Below are 22,708 nucleotides of genomic sequence, written 5' to 3'. Positions count from 1 at the left end.
CGTCGGCAGCCACACCGATTCTGCTCCCATTTCCGACCGTCAAAACAGCGCTTGCTTACCGCCCCGCCCCCCAGTTAACGAAAAGAAGATCTGAACAGGAAAGACCCTTCATGTTGTCACGAACCTCGGCGCATCGCGCCAGCACCCTGATGCTGCTAGCGGTTCTCACCGGATGCGCCTCAACCTCTTCTGTGCCCCAATACGTCGCGAGCGGCGAAGCCACAGCGCGCCTGCGGATCGCATTGAGCAAAGGAACCGTTCCGGCTTCACCCGCTGGCGATGGAATGACCGCATTCCTCCACACTGCACAAGACTGTGTTTCCCCGGCAGTCATCGGCAGCGTTTATACGCTCGACCCCAGCCCTGCGGAACATAGCCCCGACCGCCGCAATCACAGGAAGGCCGGAAAGCTTGGAATGCCGCTTGGCGAGTATGACAGTCTCGAGGTCAGGGAGCTGATGGTCGACGCGGGCGCCGACCAGAACATTGCCTTGCAGTTCAGCGTACTGCTCGCAGGACCGATCGGGGCATTCACGCGCTGCAATGTCGCTCTCAAGCAGGACTTCGAGGCGGGGCGCAATTACGAGATTATCGGCCGGTTTGACTCTACAAGCAGCTGCTCAGCGGTTGTCAACGAACTTGTCGTCGGGGCAGACGGTGCTGCACGAGAACAGATCATGAGTGTAAACAGTCAGGACAACCCGCTCCCGCCCGCGTGTTTTGTGAAATACTGACACCCCCAGCAGTTTTGCATCTGCACGTGTGGCTGGCGGGCGCTCGTTCAACGCCGAAATCCCAGCCCTTCCAGCAGGGATTTCGTCTCGTAGAGCGGCAGGCCGACGATGGCGGTATAGCTGCCATTGATGGCGGTGACGAAGCTGCCCGCCGCGCCCTGTATGCCATAGCCGCCCGCCTTGCCCTTCCAGTCACCACTGGCGACATAGGCGGCGATTTCTGCCTCGGTGAGGCGTTTCATCTTGACCCGGGCGAGCACCGCGCGGCTGGCGATGCGGCCATCGGGGGCGCGCACGGCAACGCCGGTGATGCACTGATGCGCCCGGCCCGATAGCAGGCGCAGGAAGGCGGCCGCCTCGGCCGCGTCGGCGGCTTTTTCGAGGTTGCGCTGGCCAAGGGCGACGACCGTGTCAGCAGCCAGGACATAGGCCCCGTCGCCGTCACAGGCCGCCGCCTTCTCGCACGCCAGGCGCAAGGCCAGCTCGCGGGGCGATTCGGCCTTGCGGCGTGTCTCGTCGATGTCGGTGGGAGCGACCCGATCCGGCACGATGCCGATCTGGGCCAGAAGCTCGAGACGCCGGGGGCTCGCGCTGGCGAGAATGAGCGGCGCGCGGCCCGGCATGGCGATTACTTGAAGCGGTAGGTGATACGGCCCTTGGTGAGGTCGTAAGGGGTCATCTCGACCATGACCTTGTCGCCGGTGAGGACGCGGATGCGGTTCTTGCGCATCTTGCCGGCGGTGTGGGCGATGATCTCGTGGTCGTTCTCGAGTTTCACCCGGAACGTCGCGTTGGGCAGCAGTTCGACGACCGTGCCTTCAAATTCAATCAGTTCTTCTTTTGACATTCTCTATCCAGATTTGAGGCGGCGGCAGGAAAGCCGCTTTTCCACGTGTCACTAGCCGGGCGCCATACAGGTTTCAGCAGATTCCGGCAAGCGAAGAGGGCATGGCGGCTTCAGGGCGCGCCTCTGCCCCCTTTGCCGCTGGGCAGGCCGATCCAGATGCGCAGCGGCGGAATGCGCCGGCCAAGGTCGTAAAACAGCCAGCAGCCGAGGGCCGTGGCCCCGATCAGGAGGGGGGCTTCCCCGATCACCGGGAGACCGAGCCTGTCCAGATGGTGGCCGGCGGTGACGGTGATGGTCTGGTGGATCAGGTAGAAGGGGAAGATTGCCCTGGAGAGCATCTGGCGAAGGGGCGTATCGCGCTCGCGGAAGTGATGATGGACGAAGCCGATGACGCTGAGGATCGCCGCCCAGGCCTGCGCCTCGCGGACACCCCGGAAGGCGGCGCGCAGGGCTTCGGGCGGGGGCGCCTCGCTCTGCGTATAGATGTGATAGTAGGCCTGAAGGCTCGCCCAGGCGGCCAGCGCCAGGCCCAGCATCGGCCAGCGCAGGCTTACGGCAGCGTCAAAGAAGGGCTGGTGCTTGGCAATGCCGAAGCCGAGGAGGAATACGCCCAGATAAAGCGTGTGGAGATACCAGTCCTCTCGGAAGTCATGGCTCTCTCCGAAAAGGGGGAAGAGGAACACGCGGGTGGCAAAGAGGAACGCCCAGGGCGCCAGGAAGATGCCCGGCCCGGCGATCATCCAGGTGACCGCCCCTGCCGGAATGCGGCGCAGCAGCGGCAGCAGCAGGACAAGGGCCAGCGTGTAGAGGATGAGATAGAGAACAAACCACATATGGTTGTAGGTCGGCGTTGTGAGAAAGCCTTCCTCATCGCACCAGCTGCCTGAGGCGGTGACGTATTTGATGTAGAAGTTGTCGAGCCAGGGGCTCTGCGGAATGTCATGGGTCTGCAGGAATTCGAGGATTTCGTAATAGCTCTGCGGCGGGACAATGACGAAGACTGCCAGCAGGAGCGGCGGCCAGAGGCGGCCCATGCGGGCTTTCAGGAAGGCCCCGCTGGCCATCTTGTCGGCCATGAACCGGGAAGCAGCCCCTGAGATCAGGAAGAGCAGTGTCAGCCGCCAGGGATTGGCAAGCTGCGTCAGCGGTTCGATCAGGGGCCCCGCATGGCTCGATTTCACGTGCCAGCCCCAGGTCACATAGAACATGCCGCAGTGATAGAGGATCAGGATGGCGAAGGCCGCGATGCGCAGCCAGTCGAGGTCATATCGGCGCTGGGTCATGCCGGGAGCTCCTTGGGCGTGAGAACGCCCGCCTTCTTGCGCCGCCCCCTTCCCGGCGCTACGCAAATGCCATGGAAGGCGCCCCGGTGGGACAAGCAGCGGGATTTCCGGGACAACCGGCAGACCGAGGTATCGCCTCGGCCCATGGGGCAGCATTGCGCTGGTGACCGTGCCCGTTATTCTGGTGAACGCCACTTCTGACCTGATCGAGATGAACCGGTCCGGGCTGGACGCGCATCCGGTCGAACCCTTCATCTGGGAGATCACGAGCGCGGCAGTCCTGTTGCTGATGGCGCCGCTGGTGGGCTGGGCGGCGGGGCGCTGGCGGCTCTGGGGCGCGGGACTTCCCGTGGCGCTGGCGATCCATGCCGGTCTGACGGTGCCGTTCTTGCTGGTCCATGTCGGCGCGATGGTTCCCGCGAGGGAACTCCTCTATGCGCTGCTTGGCTGGCCGTATGACTTCTTCTCCGGCGGCGTGTGGATGACGCTCATCTACGAGTGGCGAAAAGACCTTATAACTTATGCAATTTTTACCGGGGTCTACAGCCTCTATGCCTGGTGGGCGGCGCGGGAAGCAGCGCCTCTACCGCCTCCTGCGGGCAGCGAGCCGCGCATTGAAGTGCGCGATGGCGGGCGCACGATCTTCCTCAAAGCAGCGGAGATACTCTACCTGGAATCGGCCGGAAACTATGTGACCCTGCACTCCGCCCATGGCCGCCATCTGGTGCGCGCGACGCTGTCAGACTGGGCCAGACGCCTGTCAGGCGTGGCCAAACCGGTGACAGATCCGGCCATTTCCGGACAATCGGGAACAGCTCCGGCGCCAAATCCGGACTTCGCCCGCATCCACCGCTCCCGCATCGTGAACCGGAGCCACATCCGCGAAACGCGCCCTACCCCGTCAGGAGATTTCGAGCTGACCCTCTCGGACGGCACCGTCCTGACGGGCAGCCGGAGGTTCCGCAGCGCGCTTGGCTGACCCTCTGCCCACTGACCCAACAGACAAGGGGTTTTCGGGAACCGTCAGGCTCCCGGGGCGCGGCCCTGGCCGGCGTGGAGGGCACAGATGAGGGTGAAGAGGCGCCGGGCGGTGTGGAAGTCGATATCGATCTTGCCTTCCAGGCGCTCTTTGAGAAGCTCAGAGCCCTCATTGTGGATGCCGCGGCGGGCCATGTCGATGGCTTCGATCTGGTGGGGCGTGCTCATGCGGATGGCTTCGTAATAGCTGTCGCAAATGGTGAAATAGTCCCGGATCACGCCGCGAAACGGGGACAGCGAGAGAATGAAGGTGTGCACGTCCTCGCCCGGCTCGGTCTTGATGGCGAAGACGAGACGGCGCTCATGCTGGCTGAGGCCGAGCACATAGGGGCCGCGATCTTCGCCAATGACACCGAAGGTGTTTTCCTCGATCAGGTCGAAGATGGCGACGCGGCGCTCATGTTCGGCGTCCGGGCCGGAGGCACCGAGCGTTTCCTCGTCGATGTGCACGGCGACGAGCCGGTTGACGCCCATGGGATCAGCCGCCCTGATTTGTTCGTATGGAGACGGACCTGCCATGCGCAGGGAGGCGTTCGGCCTCGGCCAGGCGCAGGGCAGCCGGCGCCAGCGCAGCGAGGCCTTTGGGGCCGGCGCGCTGGATGCTCATCCGTTTCAGGAAATCATACAGTCCGAGGCCGGAGGAAAAGCGCGCGGCGCGGCTGGTCGGCAGGACATGGTTTGAACCCGTCACATAATCGCCCAGCGCCTCAGGCGTGTGGTGGCCGAGGAAGACGGCGCCCGCATGGCGGATGAGCGGCAGCATGCCATCGGGGTCAGCAATGCAGAGCTCGACATGTTCGGCGGCGATGATGTTGGCGCCACGGGCCGCGGCGGCCAGATCGGGCGCGGTGATGATGGCGCCGTGGGCAGTCCAGGACTCGCGGGCGCGCGCGCCCGTGGCGAGCGTATTCAACTGGTTATCCACAGCCTTCTCAACAGCGGCGCCGAGCGCGGCGTCCAGCGTGATGAGGATCGACTGGCTCGAGGGGTCATGCTCGGCCTGGCTGAGTAGGTCGGCGGCGACCCAGTCCGGATTGGCAGTGGTGTCTGCGATGACGAGGATTTCGGACGGGCCGGCGATGGTGTCGATGCCGACCTTGCCGAACACCTGGCGCTTGGCTTCAGCGACGAAGGCGTTACCCGGGCCGACGATTTTATCCACAGGGGCGATGGGCCCGGCGCCAAAGGCGAGCGCAGCGACCGCCTGCGCCCCGCCGATGGGGTAAAACTCGGTCGCGCCGGCCTTGCGCGCAGCGTAGGCGACGGCAGGCGCGAGCTCACCATCGGGCGCAGGGGCCACCATCACGATGCGCTCCACCCCCGCGATGCGCGCAGGCACGATGTTCATGAGCACGGAGGACGGGTAGCTCGCCCGGCCGCCGGGAACATAGACGCCGACCGATTCCAGCGCGGTCCAGCGCCAGCCGAGTTCGACCCCGGCGCTGTCGGTGAAGCGGTGATCGGCCGGGCGCTGGGCGGCGTGATAGGCGGCGATGCGGTCATGCGCGAAGTCGATGGCGTCGCGCAGGTCCTGCGGGCACCGGGCGGCGATTAGATCGAGATCGACATTGTCAGACTGGAGCGTTGAGGGATCAAGCTGCAGCCGGTCGAATTTGGCGGTGTGGTCGGCCACGGAGGCCCCGCCGCGGGCGCGCACATCGGCAATGATGGCCGACACGATACCCGCGACATCCTCGCCCTGCCCGCGGTCTTCATCGAGGAACCGGCGCAGGGCCGCCTCGAAACCGGGCTCAGATGCATCGAAATGACGGGCCATGCGGGCTCTTTCCAGGGGCTTTTTCCAGCCCCGCTACATGGACCGTGCAGGCTGTGCTGGCAAGACGGCGATCGGCAGCGGAGCTGCGACACGTGACGGGGAAATAGGCGCGAGCATTTGCCGGCACAACCCTGGCAAGCGCCGGGCAGCCGTCGTCATCGCTGCGATTGAAAATCAGTTCGCTGCATCCTTCCTGCGATGAATTTGCACACCCGTTCGCGAGCAGGGGCCTTGGCAACAGGGGAAGGCCAGCAATGGCCTTCTGATTTCAAAGCAAACAGAGACATGACAATCAACGGTGAGCCGCCCGCTCCGGGCAAGCCCCTTCTTCGCGCTGGACTGCCGACACGCGCCGCGCTGATGGTGCTGGTTGTGCCCGCGCTGGCCGAAACGCCCGAAGAGATCGAGGCCGAGCGCGCCGTCCGCGGTGCTCGATATCGTCACCGTGATCGGCACTATCGAAGATCCCCCGTCGACCTATGGCTCGGCCTGCACGCTGACCGAGCGGGAACTGGAAAAAATTCGAGTGAAGCAATGTGAACGCGGCGCTGCGCGCCGTGCCGGGGGTTTATGAGCGCGATGAGGACGGGCCGGGCACGACGACGCGCTGCGACCGCCTTGGCGTGGCGCAACCTATCTGCGTACGGAAAGACTGCTGAAGATGGACCTGTCAGCCTCCTGCGACATCAGCGACGCCGCGGAGGTCTGCACCAAGGTGGACCCGGGTGTGTGATGAGCGGGCCATCCCCCATCGCGGCGCAGATGGCGCCCGGGGCAATGCGGGCCGGTATCCCGGCGTCGGCATCCGCCTGAACGTCTGATCTGGTAAGCGGGGCGGAAACGCCCCGATTTCTTTTCGGGACAAAGACCCCTTAGCGCCGGCGCCGCTCGTGGCTGGGCACGTTCCGGGTCGGCCAGATATAGTCGCTGTCGAGCAGCGTGGCGTCCACCGCCTCGACGGTCAGCACGATCTCGCCGTCACCGGCAAACATCAGCGTGATCTTGCCGCCGGGCGGCTCCTCATCGGGCGTGAACTCGACGCTCAGCAGGGAGAGGATGAGTTCGGGATCGGCCTTGGTGATGCCGCGCGTCTTCGCGCCCAGCACGCCGTCAAAGCCGAGAATGGCGCGAACGCGCTCGCCCGGCTGACCCTTGCGGGTGGGAGCGGTTTCCCAGCGGTAGCGGTTGATCTCGAGGCTGAAGCGGCGCTGCTTCTGCTCGTATTTGAGGTTCCCCGCCTTCACCACCGAATCCTGCACGGCAGCGGCGATGATCTTCAGGTCTTCGGCTTCTTCGGTGAAGAGGCGGAGCGGTTTTGGATCAGTCATGGGGTTTCCCGGCGGAACGTTGGCGTTCAAGTGCGTTCCTAGCCGTATTCGGCGCGTAACCTCAACGGAAAGATGCGGGCAGTCAAAGCCCCCCCTCGCCCCGCGTTTGGGTGGAAAGGGCTTTGCGTTATTCCTCTTCGCCAGACCGCCGCTCGATCTTTGCGCCGCAGGTGCCGAGCTTCTCTTCCAGGCGCTCGAAGCCCCGGTCGAGGTGGTAGATGCGGTTGACGACCGTTTCGCCCTGCGCGGCGAGGCCGGCGATGACGAGCGAGACAGAGGCGCGCAGGTCTGTCGCCATCACAGGCGCGCCGGTGAGCTGGGCAACGCCCTTCACCACCGCTTCCTGGCCGCGCACGGTTATGTCTGCGCCGAGGCGGGCGAGCTCCGGGGCGTGCATGAAGCGGTTCTCGAAGATCGTTTCGCGGATGATGCTTGTGCCGCTCGCCAGCGTCATCAGCGCCATGAACTGGGCTTGCAGGTCTGTCGGGAAACCCGGGTGAGGCTGGGTCGACAGGCTGACCGCCTTGAGCGGCGTGCCATTGCGGCGGATCCGGATTGTGGAAGCGGCTTCGTCTGCATCCACGGCCACGCCGGCTTCGCGCAGCTTGGCGATCATTGCGCCGAGCGCTGCCACAGGGGCGCCGTCGAGCGTCACGTCCCCGCCCGCCGCCGCTGCCGCCATGGCGAAGGTGCCAGCCTCGATACGGTCTGGCATCACGGGATAGGTCGTGCCTTTGAGGGCTTCGACGCCCCTGATGCGGATGACGGATGTGCCGGCGCCGGTGATCTGGGCGCCCATCTGGTTGAGGCAGTGGGCGAGGTCTTCGATCTCCGGCTCGCGCGCGGCGTTTTCGAGGATCGTTTCGCCCTTGGCCAGTGTCGCGGCGAGCATTGTGTGCTCGGTCGCGCCGACAGAAACCGTCGAGAAGTTGATATGCGCGCCTTTCAGGCCATGGATGGCGGCGGCCTTCACATAGCCCTGCTCCACGCGCAGGTCTGCGCCCATGGCTTCCAGCGCCTGGAGGTGAAGATCCACAGGGCGGGCGCCAATCGCGCAGCCGCCGGGAAGAGACACCGTAGCGTGGCCCGAGCGCGCCACCAGCGGTCCGAGCACATTGAAACTCGCCCGCATTTTCCGCACCTGTTCATAGGGCGCGATGGTGGATTTCAGCTCTGCCGCATTGAGGTGACAGGTGGACGAGCCCCTGGGCCAGTAGACCTCCACCCCCAGGGTTTCCAAAAGCTGCGCAAGGAAGCGCGTGTCAGCCAGGTTCGGCATGTTGGTGAATTCGATCGGCTGGTCCGTGAGGAGGCAGGCGACCATGAGTTTCAGCGCCGAGTTTTTCGCGCCGGAGACGGGAATGCGGCCGCTGAGAGGGCTGCCGCCAATGATATGAAGACGATCCATGGCCGTGAGGTATAGCGTGCTTCGCGGCTTTGTAAGGGCCAGAATGTGTGTGGTTTCAGGATTTTAACTGCAGGGGCAGCCGGGCGAGGCCGCGCACGCCGGGGCGCTGGCTCCATTTGCGCGCGGCGGGGTCGCCGTCGATCTCCACGCCCGGCCAGCGCTCCGGAATCTGACGCAGTGCAATCTCGCCTCCGGCTTTGGCCAGATGCATGCCGAGGCGGAGGGCGGGCGCCTCTGGCATGGGGGGATCAGCCGGGCTCTTTCCCAGGCGGCGCGGCGGGTTCCTTGCGGGCGGCAGCCTTGCGGCGGCGCAGATTCGCCCGCAGCGCTTCAGCCCGGCGGGCCTGGCGCTCTTCCTGTTCGGGTTTCTTGGGATTGTCTGTCATACTGAACGGCAAATGGGTCTTTTCATATGGGCAGGCTTACGCTAAAGCCCCCGAACCCAACCGGCAATGCCGCCTTAGCTCAGGGGTAGAGCGCGTCATTGGTAATGACGAGGTCGACAGTTCAAATCTGTCAGGTGGCACCACTTTCTCTGTGAAAAATAATGATTTTTTGATGTCCTGATAGCCGGCACCGAGGTTGGCCTGGTTCTGGCAATCAAATAGCAAACACTCCCTGGAAAAAGCTGCCTATGCTGGTTTTGTCCTCGGCAGCCAAAATTCCAGCGCGCATAATCCCAGTGTGGCCCTCAAACAAGCGGCCTCGGACAAGGCGGCCTCTGGGCTGATTGGGTTTCTGGCATTGAGGCTCAGCGGCGGCGTGACAAAGCACAGATCCCGGGCGGATTTCTTTACCTGGCTGGAGACATCAGATTGGCTGATGCTTCACTCCTTTCCGGAGACCGGGAACATTTTTCCTGGGTCAGGAAAGGCGGCAATGCGAGCCGGGCCGCTGCAGAGAAACTGCCAGGCGAACAAATCTCGTGAGCCAAGGCTGAGCGGAAGGCCAGAAGTCGTTTTCAGCAGACCGTTTGCAGCCACCAGAACTGCTTTGCCACCTTGCACACCAGCCCGAACCGGTCACGCGCCGAGTGAAAACTCGGCTTGGAGCCCCTCCGAGCTGGTCGACACCCAGAGACAGAACCTGCCCGGTTCGGGCCCGAACGAACCATCCCGCCGATAAAAGGACAGATCGGCCGCGCCGAGTTCAAACTCAACCACTTCGCAGCGGCCGGGCTCTAGGCTGAGGCGCTTGAACGCCTTAAGTTCCTTGACCGGGCGCGTGAGACTTCCAGTGATATCCCTGATGTAAAGTTGCACAGTCTCAAACCCCGTTCTGCCGCCGGTATTTCTTGCTGACACGCGGATCTTGAGCTGTTCGCCCTGGCCAATTTCCGGTTGGCTCAACTCAAGGTCTTCGAGTTCGCAATGGCCATAGGACAATCCGAAGCCAAACGGGAAAAGAGGCTCAAAGCCGTCGTCGAGATAGAATGCCGACATTCCAAGTGACGTCTGAAGTGCGCCGACTTCGATGTCGTCGATGAGGATCATTTCAGAAGCGTTCGGCGGGCGGCCGGTATTCTTGTGATTATAGTAGATGGGGATCTGTCCGACGGATTTAGGAAAGGTAACGGGCAGCTTGCCTCGCGGTGCCTCCTTGCCAAACAACACGGCGGTTATGGCGGGCCCGCCCATGGTTCCAGGATGCCATGCGTAAAGAAGCGCGTCCGTATTCGGAAGGTTTTCCGAAATAACCAGAGGACGCCCGGCCAGCACCACTGTCACGACGGGTTTACCAAGCGCCTTGATGCGAGCCAACAATTCCGATTGGGCTCCGGGAAGCCTTATGTCGGCGCGGCTATGGGCTTCTCCGGACAGGATAGACTCTTCACCGAGGAAGACCAGTGCAACATCACTCTTGAGCACGGCTGTCTCGGCCGCCCCGAACAAATCGTGCGTTCGCGAGCGAGACGTCTCGAGCCCTGGCGCGTAATTTACCTGTATCTTGCCGCTGCACTGCTGGCGCAGCGCCTGAAGCGGCGTGACTGAATCGCTCTTCTGGCCGTCAAATACCCAGGTACCCATCTGCTCGTGCGGCGCGTCCGCAAGCGGACCGATCACGGCAATAGAACCGAGCTGGGCTTCACGAAGCGGCAGGACAGCGCCGGCATTCTTCAATAGCACGAGGCTTTCGACGGCGGACTCGTAGGCGACTTTCAGCGCCCTGTCTGAGACGAGCGGGTCAAACCCAGCTGCGTCCGTATAGGGCCGCTCAAACAGGCCCAGTTGCTGTTTGAGGCGAAGTACGCGTGCGACCATCGAATCGATCAGGCTGATGGACAAGACACCATCCTCGATGAGCCCTGCGAGATGGCGGGCATAGGCATCGCCTGCCATCTCCATGTCTACGCCGGCAAGGGCGGCTTCTGCTGCAGCGCTTCGGCCATCTTCGCACAGTCCGTGCACGATCAGCTCGTTGATGGCATTCCAGTCGCTGACGACGAGGCCATCAAACGCCCAGTCACTTCGAAGGACGCCGTTCAGAAGCGCGCCGTTTGCCGTTGCCGGGACACCGTCAATGTCGCTGAACGAAGTCATGAGCGTTGCTGCGCCGGCCTCGACGACCCGGCGGAAAGGTTCAAGATAGATGTTGCGCAACTCGTTGGCCGGAATGTTCGTTGCGCTGTAGTCGCGACCGCTCTCTGACGCTCCGTAACCGACAAAGTGCTTGGCGCAAGCGAGGATCGCTCCGTGACCGGACAGATCGTCGGTCTGGAACCCTTCAACCATTGCGCTGCCGAGCAGGCCGGTAAGATAAGGATCCTCGCCAAAGCTCTCCGCGATCCTGCCCCAACGCGGATCACGAGAAATGTCGATCATCGGCGCGAAGGTCCAGTGCACGCCCTGTGAACGCGCCTCAACAGCCGCGATCCTGGCCGCCTCTCGCACAAGGTCTGGATTCCAGGCCGCGGCCTGTCCAAGCGGGATCGGAAAAATGGTTCGAAAACCGTGAATGACGTCTCGCCCCATGAGCAGCGGTATTCCGAGCCGGGATTCCTCAACCGCCACCCGCTGAATACGGTTGCAGGCATCGGTCTGTGCAAGATTGATCACCGACCCGATCCGGCCTGTGCGGACGCCGTCGATCAGGTCGTCCGGGAACGGGTCTGCGCTGGCATCGACCTGCTGAAGCTGCCCGATTTTTTCTTCAAGCGTCATCTTCGACAGGAGACTGTCGACGGTATCTTCGGGAACTTCACGGCCGGTGTGGGTCGCAGAGTGGGTCAGGATAGGTGAGTTCATGGTTCTTTTTACTTGCACGTTGGTTTCAGGCAGGGAGAGGATCAGGCGCGCCTCTCCGGGCGTCGAGGGCCTTGCGCGTATTCTCAGCGGCTTGCTGGTCAATGCCCAGTGTTGCGACGGCCCATATCGCAATTGCAGACGCAATGACCGGGATTAAGGCATCGCACAGCCGCAGCAAAGTTATTGTCGACTCTGACTGGGCGCCACCGAGTTCGACCTTGAAGCCGGTCGCGTTGAGCAAGAAGCCGCCGCCGGCCAGGGCAGCAGTCATACCCAGCTTGACCACCCACCAGTAGATCGAACCATACATGCCTTCACGCCGCTTATGGGTTTCCAGCTCATCAAGGTCGACAATGTCGGCCATCATGGACGGCATAAGCGTGAACAGGCCGCCAAGTCCGAACGCGAGGAGCGGGGCTGGCAGCACCACAAGCCAGGGATTGTCTGGCTGGTAGCAAAACCATTTGAGAGCGTAGCCCAACATCGAGATGCCGGTTGAGATGGCAAAGGTCAGTCGTTTGCCAATCCGGGTGGCGAGCCAGGTCACGAACGCGATGACAACGAAAGTTGAAAGCGTTCCGACCGTGCCGGCATAGGCAGCATACTCTGCGCCTTTGACGGTGTCACCGGCCCACACATAGTAGATGATCACATAGGTCGAGAAAGACGCGATCAGGATAAAGCCGTTGAAGACGAGGAATGTCGCAAGGCAAAGCTTGAGGAAAGGCTTGAAGCTCAGGGCTTTGGCAAAGCCCTGCAGGAAGTCTCGCACTCGGTGCGTTGCGGTCTGCATCAGCGACCAGCCATGTTGGCGGGATGACATCGGCATTTCTGCCATCGCGATGATGCGCACCCGTTCGCGCAGGAAGATCGCGGGCAGAATGCCGCCGGCAATCATCAGCACGCCAAGCGCGATCGCAAGGCCGCCTGCGCCGTCGACCATGTTGTCGAAGTGGCGCGTATCCTGCATCAGCGGCAGCAGCCATGGCGGGATGAAATAGGCGAGCTGGCCAATGAAGTTCTGCGTCCCCATGAGCCGCGTCCGCTCATGATAGTCCGGCGTGATCTCATACCCAAGCGCCACCCAGGGCGCAGCAAAGACAGTATAGGCCGTATAGAAGATGAGCGATCCAATCAGGAAGAACCAGAAATAGAACATCTCGCTCCGCCCGTCAGGCAATTGCCAGATTGCCATGAAGACGAGGCCGACAGCGATTGCGCCCACGAAAATATATGGCCTGCGCCGACCCCACCGGCTGCGCGTGTTATCCGATATGTATCCCATGACCGGATCAGTCAGGGCGTCGAAGAAGCGGGGGATAGAAGCGACAAGCCCGACGAGCGCCGGGTCCATGCCGAGACCGAGGTTGAGGATGATCAACATTGCCCCGAACGCACCCGCGAGAAGATTGTTCACGAACGCGCCGGTCCCATAGATCAGCATATGGCTGAAAGGCACCCGGTCCTGGCTGCGCGTGGGCGAAACGGCTTGCATTGTCTAATGCCCTGCCCCGTCCGCAGACCTCTGATAGACGCGCACCCAGTCAATCTGGAAGGCTTTGGGGAAACCTTCGAGCGATACACCGCCCTCATTTGTATCTTCGGCGAGGTTGCCGCCGATCGCAAGGTTCAGGATAAGATAGAATGGCTGGTCAAAAGGCGCGCTCCTGGGAAGTTTCGAAAACATTGCCTTTGTCCCCCAGTCCTTCTCAGTCAGGGTTGAGTAGAGCTGTCCGTCCACGTACCAGCGGATCTCGCCTTCCTGCCATTCGACGGCGTAGACGTTGAACCCGTCATCCGTCGCGGGCAGCGGAGCGTTCTTGCCCTTGTACTTGTTGCGTGGCCACTCGCCGCCATAGTGAATGGTACCGTACACGCGGTTTTCTTTTCCGCCTTTGCAGTCTTTGCATTCGGCGCCCTGGTTGACGAGTTCAAGGATGTCAATTTCGCCCGACGCGGCCCAGGCGCCATAGCGTTCCTCGGTCGGCAGCATCCAGGCGGCGGCCCAGGCACCCTGCCCCTGAGGCGCACGCGCGCGAATCTCGAACCTGCCATAGGTCCAATCCGCTTTGTTCTTTGTGGTCAGCCGCGCCGAAGTGAAGGGTTTGGCGGACAGCTTTCCACGCTCGCTCTCGGGCAAAGCGTCATCGAGGTGTAACGGCAGCGCCGGACCAACGGCGTTCTCACGCCGGGCCACAATATTGAGCAGCCCGTTCTCGACAAAGGCGTTCTCCGGACGCGCCGTATAGCACTGACGTTCCTCATTGCCGCCACCCCAGCAGTCCAGATCGAAACCCCATTTCTCCGTGTCTATGGCATCGCCGTCAAATTCATCAGACCATACCAGCGCCCATTCTTCGGCGGGCGAAGCCTGAGCCTGAGCTGGAGCAATCAAGGCGATGAAGAAAACAAGCCAGGCAATGCGACTGACAAAGACGAACCGGTTCATGCAATAGTCTCCTCGCTATATCAGCTAACGATATGGTCGGCCCGCTAAGGGACAGGTCGCGCTGTATTCGGCGTCTGCGGGAGGCGCGCCCAGGCTGCCTCCCGCAGACCCGGGTGACTAGAAGTGAACCCGAACGCGCGCGCCGAACGTGCGCGGACGGTTGAAAAACGCGTATTGTCAAACTGGGTGATGATCAGACCTTGCGGCTCGGTAACATCCGTCAGGTTTGCTGCATAGACTTCAAACCGCCAGTTGCCTTTCTCCGGACTGTACCCCGCGCCCGCATCAAAGGTCCAATAGCCGTCGACTTCGTCATCCAGCCTGAGGGCAGGATTTGTCGGATTGGCATAGTCGATGCCATTGAAGATCGTCAGGTGCTGCGAGGAGCGGTAACCGAAGGAAACCACTCCATCGAAACTGCCAAAATCGGTATCAATCACCTTGGATACAGAGCCATTCAGCTGAACCTCAGGGGTGCGCGGAAGGCGGTTTCCTTCAATAGAGCGATTGACCGAGTTCACGGGATCCACGTCTGCCTGGAAGCGTGCATCCTGCACCTGGACTGAGTTGACGACCTTGGCCGTCGGCATCAGGAGGAGGGTTCCCTTGAGGGTCCACTGGTTGGGCAGGTCGAGCTCGCCCTCAAATTGCGCGCCGAAGATTTCCGCATCGGAGGCATTGAAGTTGAAGCCGACGACCTGGCCGCCGAGCTGGGCGAGCTGATCAGGCGTAAGCTCAACACCTTCGAACTGAAGAACCTGCGCCGTCGACAGCAGCGTGAAGAGTTGAAGGTCTTTATAGTCGTAATAGAAGGCCGACGCATTGAGGATCGCCGGCATACCGCCAAGCTCGAAGCTGTTCTTCGAGCCGATCTCGAACAGGGTCAGGGTTTCAGGATCATAAGTCGGTGCAAGCGTATCCGTATCGAAGGCAGCCGGAGCGCTGCCCGCCGGGCTGGCGAGACCGAGCCCCTCAGTTCCCGGAATGTTGTCGTTGAAGCCACCCGACTTGTTGCCGGTCGCGATCAGACCATAGACGAGATTGTTCTCGGTCAGATCATACTCCGTACGCAAACGCCAGTCGACGAAGTCGTTGTCCAGAGAGCCGTTCTGGAGGGCGATCGCATTGCCGCCAAGCACTGCAAATGAGATACGCCCGTCAAGCGGAGGTACGAATGTGTTGAAGCACTCGCCGGTGAAAGCAAAGCCCTGGCAGACCGGATGGTTCTCCGGCGGCGCATCACCAAGGACAACACCATTGCCGTAGATGTCATCCAGTCCGTCGCGGGCCCCAAAGCTGCGGACTCCATTAAAGAAGAATGCCAGGACTTCAGCGTCACTGAGCGCACCGTTTCCATCTGCATCCGGATTGAATATAGTGCGGTCCAGCCCTGCGAACTGGAAGCCTTCCGTGCCATGTCCGGTGCCGAAACAGCAGGAGAAGTTTCCGCCCCCGATAATGAACTGGTACCGGGCATTGACACCGAACCGCTCTTTGGAGTCGTCGGTATGTCGAACACCCGCTGTTACGCGAAACTTGTCGGTGACGTTGAAAGTGGCGTCTCCGTAAAAGGAGAGACTCTCGGTATCTGTTGTCTGGTTGAACTCGACGCCAGTGAAGAAGGGATTTCGGTCGCCAGTCGTACCCAGGAACGTGCGCTGGGCTTCGGTGAAGTAGAACGCACCCGCCGACCACATCAACCGTGCGTCATCATCCGAGAACAGACGGGCTTCATGTACAGTCGACTCAGAATCGGTGATAAACCGCACACGCGAGAAATTATCGATATCGAGCGGGCCCAGCGTATCGAACACGCCATCATAGAAGGGCCCTGCAGGCGTGACGAACTCGTAATCGTAGACCAGATCGCGCATCGAACCGATGTATTCTGCATTGATCCCGTCACCGTCATACTCGACGTGACCCTTGAAGCCCCGATGCTCTGTGTCTTCGCGGGGCGTGAAGGCTCGGCCGACGACTTTGCGGGGATTGTCGATGTCTTCCGCGCGCACGCCATTGCCGAGCGGGTTGGCAAAGTTGACACCGGTATAGCCTGACCCTTTCTGTTGCACTTCATCATAGGTGAGCGTGACGGTCAGGTCATCTCGTGGCTCGATCAGATAGGCAATGCGGAAGCCCAGATCGTCGGCTGCTTCTGCGACACCTACGCCTTCAGCTTCTGACGTCGGAACCGAAAGTCCGAGCTCAGAACTGCGAGGGGTCACGTTTTCCAGATAGCTGTCATGTTCCATCACGAAACCGGCGATCCGAAGCGCGGAATTGTCTGTGACAGCGATGTTTGCAACGCCTTCGAGCCGCCACTCATCATAGTTTCCGATCGAGCCTTCGATCATGCCGTCCGTGGCGCCGATGCCTGGCTTCCAGGGTATGATGTCGACCGAGCCGGCAGTTGCGTTACGTCCGCGAAGCGTGCCTTGCGGTCCGACATTGACCTCGACACGCTGGATGTCGAAGAAGGCGGCGCCGAAGCCGGAGGGGCGCGGAACATAAACGCCGTTCAGGTGCGTCGCCGCGGCCGGGTCACCGAGTTCTGTATTGTTGGATGAGCCAACGCCGCGGATGTAGACTTCGATATTGCCCTGATTGTTTGAGACCGAAAGGCCTGGAATTTTCCCATCAAGGTCATTGAAGTCCTGCAGGCCGAGAAGTTTGAGGTCTTCGCCGCTGATCGTCGCGGCGGTGCCCGCATAGTCCTGCAGCGACTGTTCGCGCCGGTCTACGGTGATGACAACAACATCCTGACGGCTGACATCATCTTCCTCGGCCGCCCGAGGGGCTTCCTGGGCGAAAGCGGCGCCCGCATGCGCTGCCAGCACGCTGATCGATGCGCCCAAAAGAATCGTTTTCAGGCCTTGTTTGCGAAACATGTATTCCTCCCGTTTCCTCTGGCCGGTCTCTTGGCGGACTGGCGAGAGACGGATAATCCATGATTGTCCATCGATGTCAACGATGTCTGACTTGATGCGACAACAGCAGCGGCCTGTCGGCTGCCTTCGGTGTCAGTTCGGAGCCGGCCCGCTGGAGCCGCGAGCGATCAATTCGTGCGGGAGGATATGGGCTTCTGAGGCCGCCGAGGCGTTGGCGGGCTTGCTCGACAGCAGCGCAACCGCCATGTCGCTGATTTGGTCGAAAGGCTGCGCGACGGTCGTCAGCGGGGGCCAGATTGACCGGCCCATGGGTGTATCGTCAAAGCCCGCGACCGACAGCTCTTCGGGCACAGACAGGCCGAGCTTGTGAGCCGTCATCATGACAGCGACCGCCATGTGATCGTTGGCCGCAAATATCGCCGTGGGGCGGTCAGGCCGTTGCAACAGGTCTTCGGCGCAATCGAGCGCCTCCCTGAAAGAGAAGTTGCCCTTAACGACCAGCCCCTCAGACGAAAGGCCGGCCGCCTGAATGGCCTCCTGGTAGCCAAGCTGGCGCAAGACGGTCACCACATGCGCGTCGCGTCCTCCGATGTGCGCGATCTTCTGGTGCCCGAGAGAAATCAGGTGCTCGGTGACCTCCCGTGCCGCCTGCCTGTCATCCATGGCGACAGCGCTCGCGCCGGCTACGGGACCGGAGGGCGAAACCAGCACGAAGCGCACCTGGCGCTCACGCAGAAGCCCGTGAATATCGTGAGAGTCGCAGATTGGCGGCACGAGGACCATGTTGGCGACCTTCGTTCGATCCAGGAACTGCGCGACCTGCCCTCGCCAATCAGGATTGGCCTCGTCAAACAGCTCGACGGCAAGGTATCGATGGGCCTTGGAGCACGCCTTCAGCAATGAATGATTGAGCTGGGACTGATAGCCACTGCTCGGGTCCGCGAGCAGGACGCCGATACTCAGATTGTCTCCGAGCCGCATCTGCCGCGCAATGGCAGAAGGGGCATAATTGAGCTCCCGCATCGCTTGTTCGACCCTTTCGCGGGTCTTGGGCGAGATATGCTCATGGCGGTTCATGACCCGCGAGACAGTCTTGACGGAAACCTGAGCCCGCCTGGCAACGTCCTGAATAGTCGGCATACGCGTTCGCCTCAAAATTGTCCTTTAGGACAATTCGATAAAGCCATAGGGGCCTTCAAGTCAAAGCCAACGCGCACCCCTCTTTCGATACTGAAGCGATGTCAGGACTGAATTATGGCTCACTGCCTCCTGCCGTCTCTGTGCCAAACAATGATCCTGCCCTGTGACAGCGGGTCAGAATTGCTGAAGGCGCAGCTGGGGAAATGGGGACCGACCAGGTCAGGGTCACACCTTGTTCCCTGGTCACGGGGCGCGAAGCGGCCGCAAGTGATCAGGTGGCTGAGGATGACGCCAAAGCCCGGCCCTGGAACGGACCGGGCATGTATGGCTTTGGGCGTGCCTGCGTTTATTTCCGCACGCGGTCCGCCTTGCCAAACGCCCCGTCCAGCCGTGTGACCAGCTTTTGCAATGCCGCGTTTACGGCCGCTTCGGGTGTCGCAGCCTTGTCGCTCGCGATCAGCGGCTCGCCATTGTAGGGGCGCGCTTCGATCACCGCTTCGATGCCGTCCGGCCCGTCCCGGCGTGTCCCGTCGGTATCGCGGACATGCACCTCGATACGGGAGAGGCGAGGTTCGAACCGGTCGAGGCGTTCGCGGACGCGCGTTTCAAAATGCGCATCCATGCGCGCGTCGCCGTCGACCTTGTTGCCTGTGTTGAACTGGAAATCCATCAGCGTACCTTCCTGCTGCGTTCAAGAACGGGGCGGTGCCCTTCAGCATCCAGCGCGCCCATCGGCGGCGCGTTCGCGCGTTCTTCGTTGACCTGGCCTTCACCCGCCGTGCGGGTGTCCGGGATCGACGTCTCGTTTTCTTCGGCGGCCTTGTTTTTCATGTCGAGCGCGCGCTGCGCGATCCCGGCCTGCGTTTCTTCTTTGTCTGGTTTCTTGGAGTTGCTCATGGCGGGCCTCCCGGTCTGGCATCATGCCGCCTCATGGCGGTCACTATGCAACCAACGCAGGGAGGGCTCCGGGGTTCCCGATTATTTGCCGCTGCGGCCCAATACTGGCAGCAGGGCGAGCCCCGCCACCAGCACGCTGAGCCCGAAGAACGCCCCGCCCTGCACATAGAGGATCGCGGAGACCAGCATCGCGCTGCTGGAGAGGATGAAAAGCGCCGGGATGAGCGGATAGAGCGGCACGCGGAAGGGGCGCGCTGCGCCGGGATCTTTATTTCGCAGACGGATCAGCGCGAGGCCGCTGGCGATAAGGAACACCCAGTAGACCGGCGCGGTGTAATCGACCAGCGTTTCAAAGCCGCGATAGGCCGCGCCGAAGCCGACGAGGCTCAGCGAGATGGCGCCCTGCGCCAGGATGGCATTGCGCGGGCTGCGCGTGGTTTCGTTCCAGCGGCCGATCCAGGAGAGCGCAGGCAGGCGCGCAGCAGCAGCATAGGTGGTTCGGGCGCCGACGATGATGGTGGCATTGACCGAGGTAACGGCCGCGGCGACCACCGAGAGCGCGAGGATAACGCCCGCGCCCTCCCCAAAGGCCAGCGCCATCAGGTCAGCCGCCGGCGCCGCCGCGCCTGCAAGTCCATCAAGCCCCAGCCCGCGCAGCATGGCCCAGGCCGTCAGCAGGTAAAGCCCCGTGATCAGCGAAATCGCGATGACGAGGGCGCGTACCATGCCGCGCTCGCCATCCTTTATTTCGGAGGAGAGCGTAGCCGTTTCGGTCCACCCGCCGAAGGCCAGCAGCACGAAGACGAGGCCATACCCGATCCCGCCGAGCCCTGGCAGGTAAGGCTCGCCCGGCGCGAGCGGCGGCGCGCCCGACAGCGCAATCTTCGCGCCGGCTGCGACCAGCACCAGGAGGCCGACCACGAGGATGATGACGAAGCTGCTGTCGCCCGCCTCGCCGGTGGGCCGAAGCTTCAGCGCGGTCAGGATCAGCACGCTGGCAAAGGCATAGATCGCCGGGCCATGGGCGCCAAGGTCAATCACGCGGTTCATATAGTCCCCGATCACGAAGCCCAGCAGAGCAATCGCGCCGGTGTTGATCACGGCAAAGCGCGCCCAGGCGAACAGGAAGGCAAAGCGCCGCCCCCAGGCCCGCTCGAGGAAATGATAATCCCCTCCGGCATGGGGAAAGGCCGCCGCGAGCTCCGAATAGCAGAGCGCCCCCATCAGCGAGATCAACCCGCCCGCCAGCCATAGCAGGTAAACGGCTGTCTCCGAGCCTGCATTGGCCGCCACCAGCGCCGGGGATTTGAAGATCCCTGCCCCGATAACCATCGCGATGGTCACCACCACCACATAGCGCGTTGTCAGGCTACGGACGGGATAGGCGGAAGGATCTGTCACGATGTCGGCGCCCCGGTCATTTGGCTCTCTGGCTTACACCAAGCGGCGCAAAGAAAAAGGGCGGACCAGATGGCCCGCCCTCAATCCCTTTTGCCTTTGGCCTCAGAGGCCGCCAGGACCGCAATCATTCCTGAGGAAGGAGTCGATCGCGGTCAGCGTAACCTGGTGATGCTCGGGCCACCAGGGAAGCTGGTGGAACATGTCCTTCACCTCGACGAACTTCGCCGGAACACGGCCTCTGACCGCGTTAAAGAAGTCGCGGCCATCACGGATCGGAACGCGCACGTCACGGTCACCGTGATAGACAAGGATGGGGATATTGGCTTTCGAGGCGTTGGCCAGCGGGTCCATGCCGGTCATGGTATGGCCCTGGACAGCGCGGTTGATACGGCCGGTGCTGACCTTGGTGCGGAAGAGTTCAAGGTTGGACACGCCAGCGCCCGCAATGGCGCACTGGAAGGGCCCATTCTCACGCACGGTCGCGGCGAAGGCTGCAAAGCCGCCATAGGAATAGCCGAAGATCGCCATACGGTCCTTGTCGGCATAGCCTTCGGAGACGAGCCAGGCGGCGCCGTCATCCTTGTCGTCCTGCATCTTCAGGCCCCACTGGTTGTCGCCGGCGAACCAGAGTTCGCGGCCCCAGCCTGCCGAGCCGCGATACTGCGGCTGAAGCACGGTATAGCCGCGCGACGCGAGGAACTGTGTCCAGCCCGAGGCGTCCCAGCCGGCATAGTCACGGGCCCAGGGGCCGCCATGCGGAAGAACAATTGCAGGACCTGGCTGGCTGTTCTCGTTCCAGCCGACCGGCGGGGTGAGGATCGCGGGGATCTTCAGGCCGTCGCGCGCCGTGTAGTAGACAAGCTCGCTCTTGGACATCTTCTGAGTAAGCATCCAAGGACGCGAGGAGCCAAGAACTGCCACGCGGGCCTTGTCGACCAGCATGAAGTAAGCTGGCGGATTGTCAGATGCCGAGGTCTGGAAAAGGACGCGCGACAGGTCGTTGTTGGTGTCGAGGATATTGATGCTCAGGCCGGGGAAGGCAGCCTGCAGCCCGTCGACGATCGACTTGTACTCCGGATCGATCCAGTAGGTTTCCTGGTCGGCGCCATCATAGACAAAGCCGAGCGGCTTGTTCCAGTTATGCTCCTTGGCGCCCAGGACAACGCCGAGCGCGCTGAACTCAGGATGGGCAAAGGCCGGCTCGGCGTCATACTTGTCCGTAACCGGATCATACATCCAGACCTGGTTCTTGTCCGAGAACTGGTCTGTGACGACATAATACTTACCGGTCGCTTCATCACGGCCGGCAATGTCGACATTGTGACGCTTGCGGGCAGTGTAGGTCAGCGGCGCTTCGAGGTCGTACTCACCGGTAGCCTTGTTCAGGATGTAGGTGCGGATCTCGTAGTCATTGCCGCCGACCGGCTCGAGTTCAAGCTTGGTCAGCACCGTGCCATCGCGCGGATCGATATAACCGATGCCCAGATCGCCGGTGCCATTGTAAAGAAACTCTTTTGCCTCCGTCTTGAGGTTCACCTTGTAGTATTTCGGCGCCCGCAGGTCGCGGTCAAAGCTGCTGGCCAGGATGTTTTCCTTGTCGAGCGGCAGGCGTGAATTGATCTGCACGCCGGAGCCCAGCTTTGCGCACTCGTTCTTTTCATCGACAAGGCCGGCAAACTGCTCCGTCAGCTTCTTGGGGTCGATGTTCTTGTCACCGAAATAGGTCTTGAAGATGAAAGTCTTGACCGCGCCCTCGCCGCCGCCCTCAAGGCAGTAGGTCTGGCCCGTCCAGGCCTGCTTGCTGCGCACAAGCAGGCGGCCCTGGCCGATGGCGTCGGCCTGGAAGAAGCGGGCACGCTTGTTGCCCGGGGTGATGCGATTGGGAAGCAGAACCTTGGTTGTGTCGATCTCCCCGTCGATATCCCATACGGCGAGTGCCAGTTCCTCATTGTCCGAGCCGGGCTTGGAAACCAGGCCGACGATGAAATCGCCCTCGGGCGACATGCTGAGCGAGGTGATCGATGGTTCCTTGGCAAAGTCATCGATCGGAATGGGCTGAGCGCCTGCGGCTCCGGCCAGCAGCGCCGCCGAAAACGCTGCGGAAATGGCATGTTTCATGTGGATTCCCTCTTATCCGGTACAGGTAACCATAAATCCATGTTGGAGACGGTCAAGTTTGCCTGAACACTCCCAAAAAACAGGCAGCTGATACGTCCGTTACCCAAATGCAACACTAATTTGCCCACATCATGACACGTTGTGAAAAAACGTTC

Annotated in this window: 21 protein-coding genes and 1 tRNA gene; 4 read left to right on the top strand and 18 right to left on the bottom strand. The window is 61.9% G+C overall.

All coding sequences use genetic code 11. The features are described from left to right. Positions 1-284 precede the first annotated feature (284 nt). A complete protein-coding gene (locus KG722_RS01995) occupies positions 285-734 on the top strand; it encodes a hypothetical protein (protein ID WP_213268981.1) in 450 nt (149 codons plus the stop codon). 47 nt (positions 735-781) lie between these two features. On the opposite strand, the gene KG722_RS01990 is transcribed toward KG722_RS01995, so the two are convergent. From KG722_RS01990 to KG722_RS01980, 3 genes are all read right to left on the bottom strand, one after another. After that, complete coding sequence (locus KG722_RS01990) at positions 782-1,357, bottom strand: Maf family nucleotide pyrophosphatase (protein WP_213268979.1); 576 nt, start codon at positions 1,355-1,357, stop codon at positions 782-784. Between the two features lie 5 nt (positions 1,358-1,362). Then, the gene (gene infA, locus KG722_RS01985) at positions 1,363-1,581 is read right to left on the bottom strand and encodes a translation initiation factor IF-1 (RefSeq protein ID WP_011646371.1); all 219 of its coding nucleotides are present in this window, start codon (positions 1,579-1,581) and stop codon (positions 1,363-1,365) included. A 110-nt stretch (positions 1,582-1,691) separates the two neighbouring features. Then, a complete protein-coding gene (locus tag KG722_RS01980; protein WP_213268977.1) occupies positions 1,692-2,864 on the bottom strand; it encodes an acyltransferase in 1,173 nt (390 codons plus the stop codon). 163 nt (positions 2,865-3,027) lie between these two features. Between KG722_RS01980 and KG722_RS15330 the strand changes: the two genes are divergently transcribed. After that, a complete protein-coding gene (locus KG722_RS15330; RefSeq protein ID WP_213268975.1) occupies positions 3,028-3,843 on the top strand; it encodes a LytTR family transcriptional regulator DNA-binding domain-containing protein in 816 nt (271 codons plus the stop codon). Between the two features lie 44 nt (positions 3,844-3,887). Here the strand turns inward: KG722_RS15330 and KG722_RS01970 are convergent, their stop codons facing one another. Next, positions 3,888-4,376, bottom strand: a complete 489-nt coding sequence (locus KG722_RS01970; protein WP_213268973.1) for a UPF0262 family protein — start codon at positions 4,374-4,376, stop codon at positions 3,888-3,890. A gap of 4 nt (positions 4,377-4,380) precedes the next feature. Continuing rightward, positions 4,381-5,679, bottom strand: coding sequence for a histidinol dehydrogenase (hisD, locus tag KG722_RS01965; protein WP_213268971.1), 1,299 nt, complete (start codon positions 5,677-5,679; stop codon positions 4,381-4,383). A gap of 285 nt (positions 5,680-5,964) precedes the next feature. Between hisD and KG722_RS01960 the strand changes: the two genes are divergently transcribed. Next, complete coding sequence (locus KG722_RS01960; RefSeq protein ID WP_213268969.1) at positions 5,965-6,219, top strand: hypothetical protein; 255 nt, start codon at positions 5,965-5,967, stop codon at positions 6,217-6,219. Positions 6,220-6,551: 332 nt separating this feature from the next. Here KG722_RS01960 and KG722_RS01955 read toward each other — a convergent pair whose 3' ends face one another. The 4 genes from KG722_RS01955 to KG722_RS01940 all read right to left on the bottom strand — a co-directional run bounded on the left by KG722_RS01955 (position 6,552) and on the right by KG722_RS01940 (position 8,801). Then, positions 6,552-7,007: a DUF2948 family protein gene (locus KG722_RS01955; RefSeq protein WP_300998165.1), complete on the bottom strand. Its 456-nt coding sequence runs from the start codon at positions 7,005-7,007 to the stop codon at positions 6,552-6,554. 127 nt (positions 7,008-7,134) lie between these two features. Then, positions 7,135-8,415 carry a UDP-N-acetylglucosamine 1-carboxyvinyltransferase gene (gene murA / locus KG722_RS01950; RefSeq protein ID WP_213268965.1) on the bottom strand — a complete coding sequence of 427 codons (1,281 nt, stop codon included), beginning with the start codon at positions 8,413-8,415 and terminating at the stop codon, positions 7,135-7,137. Between the two features lie 55 nt (positions 8,416-8,470). After that, a complete protein-coding gene (locus KG722_RS01945) occupies positions 8,471-8,656 on the bottom strand; it encodes a hypothetical protein (protein ID WP_213268963.1) in 186 nt (61 codons plus the stop codon). A gap of 7 nt (positions 8,657-8,663) precedes the next feature. Continuing rightward, positions 8,664-8,801 (bottom strand): hypothetical protein, encoded by a 138-nt coding sequence (locus tag KG722_RS01940; protein WP_213269124.1) that lies wholly within the window; start codon positions 8,799-8,801, stop codon positions 8,664-8,666. Between the two features lie 68 nt (positions 8,802-8,869). On the opposite strand from KG722_RS01940, the gene KG722_RS01935 reads away from it, so the two are divergent. After that, positions 8,870-8,944: transfer RNA gene (locus tag KG722_RS01935), tRNA-Thr, on the top strand. A 493-nt stretch (positions 8,945-9,437) separates the two neighbouring features. Here KG722_RS01935 and KG722_RS01930 read toward each other — a convergent pair. The 9 genes from KG722_RS01930 to KG722_RS01890 all read right to left on the bottom strand — a co-directional run bounded on the left by KG722_RS01930 (position 9,438) and on the right by KG722_RS01890 (position 22,553). Then, positions 9,438-11,660, bottom strand: coding sequence for a glycoside hydrolase family 3 N-terminal domain-containing protein (locus KG722_RS01930; RefSeq protein ID WP_213268961.1), 2,223 nt, complete (start codon positions 11,658-11,660; stop codon positions 9,438-9,440). A 25-nt stretch (positions 11,661-11,685) separates the two neighbouring features. Continuing rightward, positions 11,686-13,155, bottom strand: a complete 1,470-nt coding sequence (locus KG722_RS01925) for an MFS transporter (RefSeq protein ID WP_213268959.1) — start codon at positions 13,153-13,155, stop codon at positions 11,686-11,688. Between the two features lie 3 nt (positions 13,156-13,158). Next, the gene (locus KG722_RS01920) at positions 13,159-14,109 is read right to left on the bottom strand and encodes a glycoside hydrolase family 16 protein (RefSeq protein WP_213268958.1); all 951 of its coding nucleotides are present in this window, start codon (positions 14,107-14,109) and stop codon (positions 13,159-13,161) included. Positions 14,110-14,153: 44 nt separating this feature from the next. Next, the gene (locus KG722_RS01915; RefSeq protein ID WP_213268957.1) at positions 14,154-16,997 is read right to left on the bottom strand and encodes a TonB-dependent receptor; all 2,844 of its coding nucleotides are present in this window, start codon (positions 16,995-16,997) and stop codon (positions 14,154-14,156) included. A gap of 132 nt (positions 16,998-17,129) precedes the next feature. Continuing rightward, a complete protein-coding gene (locus KG722_RS01910) occupies positions 17,130-18,137 on the bottom strand; it encodes a LacI family DNA-binding transcriptional regulator (RefSeq protein ID WP_213268956.1) in 1,008 nt (335 codons plus the stop codon). 346 nt (positions 18,138-18,483) lie between these two features. After that, a complete protein-coding gene (locus KG722_RS01905; RefSeq protein WP_213268955.1) occupies positions 18,484-18,807 on the bottom strand; it encodes an HPF/RaiA family ribosome-associated protein in 324 nt (107 codons plus the stop codon). Continuing rightward, positions 18,807-19,034 carry a hypothetical protein gene (locus KG722_RS01900; RefSeq protein ID WP_213268954.1) on the bottom strand — a complete coding sequence of 76 codons (228 nt, stop codon included), beginning with the start codon at positions 19,032-19,034 and terminating at the stop codon, positions 18,807-18,809. Before KG722_RS01900 ends, KG722_RS01905 begins: the two co-directional genes overlap by 1 nt. An 81-nt stretch (positions 19,035-19,115) precedes the next feature. Further along, positions 19,116-20,435, bottom strand: a complete 1,320-nt coding sequence (locus KG722_RS01895; protein ID WP_213268953.1) for an amino acid permease — start codon at positions 20,433-20,435, stop codon at positions 19,116-19,118. Between the two features lie 102 nt (positions 20,436-20,537). After that, positions 20,538-22,553, bottom strand: a complete 2,016-nt coding sequence (locus KG722_RS01890; protein WP_213268951.1) for a prolyl oligopeptidase family serine peptidase — start codon at positions 22,551-22,553, stop codon at positions 20,538-20,540. Positions 22,554-22,708 lie beyond the last annotated feature (155 nt).

The organism is Hyphomonas sp. (genome assembly GCF_018402285.1).
Lineage (GTDB): Bacteria > Pseudomonadota > Alphaproteobacteria > Caulobacterales > Hyphomonadaceae > Hyphomonas.
The sequence above is the reverse complement of the archived record's forward strand: the minus strand, read 5'-3'. Positions and strand labels throughout refer to the sequence as shown.

Coding starts and splice junctions, on each gene's coding strand:
- KG722_RS01995 (WP_213268981.1), top strand. CDS start 285: ATGACCGCATTCCTCCACACTGCACAAGACTGTGTTTCCCCGGCAGTC.
- KG722_RS01990 (WP_213268979.1), bottom strand. CDS start 1,357: ATGCCGGGCCGCGCGCCGCTCATTCTCGCCAGCGCGAGCCCCCGGCGT.
- infA (WP_011646371.1), bottom strand. CDS start 1,581: ATGTCAAAAGAAGAACTGATTGAATTTGAAGGCACGGTCGTCGAACTG.
- KG722_RS01980 (WP_213268977.1), bottom strand. CDS start 2,864: ATGACCCAGCGCCGATATGACCTCGACTGGCTGCGCATCGCGGCCTTC.
- KG722_RS01970 (WP_213268973.1), bottom strand. CDS start 4,376: ATGGGCGTCAACCGGCTCGTCGCCGTGCACATCGACGAGGAAACGCTC.
- hisD (WP_213268971.1), bottom strand. CDS start 5,679: ATGGCCCGTCATTTCGATGCATCTGAGCCCGGTTTCGAGGCGGCCCTG.
- KG722_RS01960 (WP_213268969.1), top strand. CDS start 5,965: ATGACAATCAACGGTGAGCCGCCCGCTCCGGGCAAGCCCCTTCTTCGC.
- KG722_RS01955 (WP_300998165.1), bottom strand. CDS start 7,007: ATGACTGATCCAAAACCGCTCCGCCTCTTCACCGAAGAAGCCGAAGAC.
- murA (WP_213268965.1), bottom strand. CDS start 8,415: ATGGATCGTCTTCATATCATTGGCGGCAGCCCTCTCAGCGGCCGCATT.
- KG722_RS01945 (WP_213268963.1), bottom strand. CDS start 8,656: ATGCCAGAGGCGCCCGCCCTCCGCCTCGGCATGCATCTGGCCAAAGCC.
- KG722_RS01940 (WP_213269124.1), bottom strand. CDS start 8,801: ATGACAGACAATCCCAAGAAACCCGAACAGGAAGAGCGCCAGGCCCGC.
- KG722_RS01930 (WP_213268961.1), bottom strand. CDS start 11,660: ATGAACTCACCTATCCTGACCCACTCTGCGACCCACACCGGCCGTGAA.
- KG722_RS01925 (WP_213268959.1), bottom strand. CDS start 13,155: ATGCAAGCCGTTTCGCCCACGCGCAGCCAGGACCGGGTGCCTTTCAGC.
- KG722_RS01920 (WP_213268958.1), bottom strand. CDS start 14,109: ATGAACCGGTTCGTCTTTGTCAGTCGCATTGCCTGGCTTGTTTTCTTC.
- KG722_RS01915 (WP_213268957.1), bottom strand. CDS start 16,997: ATGTTTCGCAAACAAGGCCTGAAAACGATTCTTTTGGGCGCATCGATC.
- KG722_RS01910 (WP_213268956.1), bottom strand. CDS start 18,137: ATGCCGACTATTCAGGACGTTGCCAGGCGGGCTCAGGTTTCCGTCAAG.
- KG722_RS01905 (WP_213268955.1), bottom strand. CDS start 18,807: ATGGATTTCCAGTTCAACACAGGCAACAAGGTCGACGGCGACGCGCGC.
- KG722_RS01900 (WP_213268954.1), bottom strand. CDS start 19,034: ATGAGCAACTCCAAGAAACCAGACAAAGAAGAAACGCAGGCCGGGATC.
- KG722_RS01890 (WP_213268951.1), bottom strand. CDS start 22,553: ATGAAACATGCCATTTCCGCAGCGTTTTCGGCGGCGCTGCTGGCCGGA.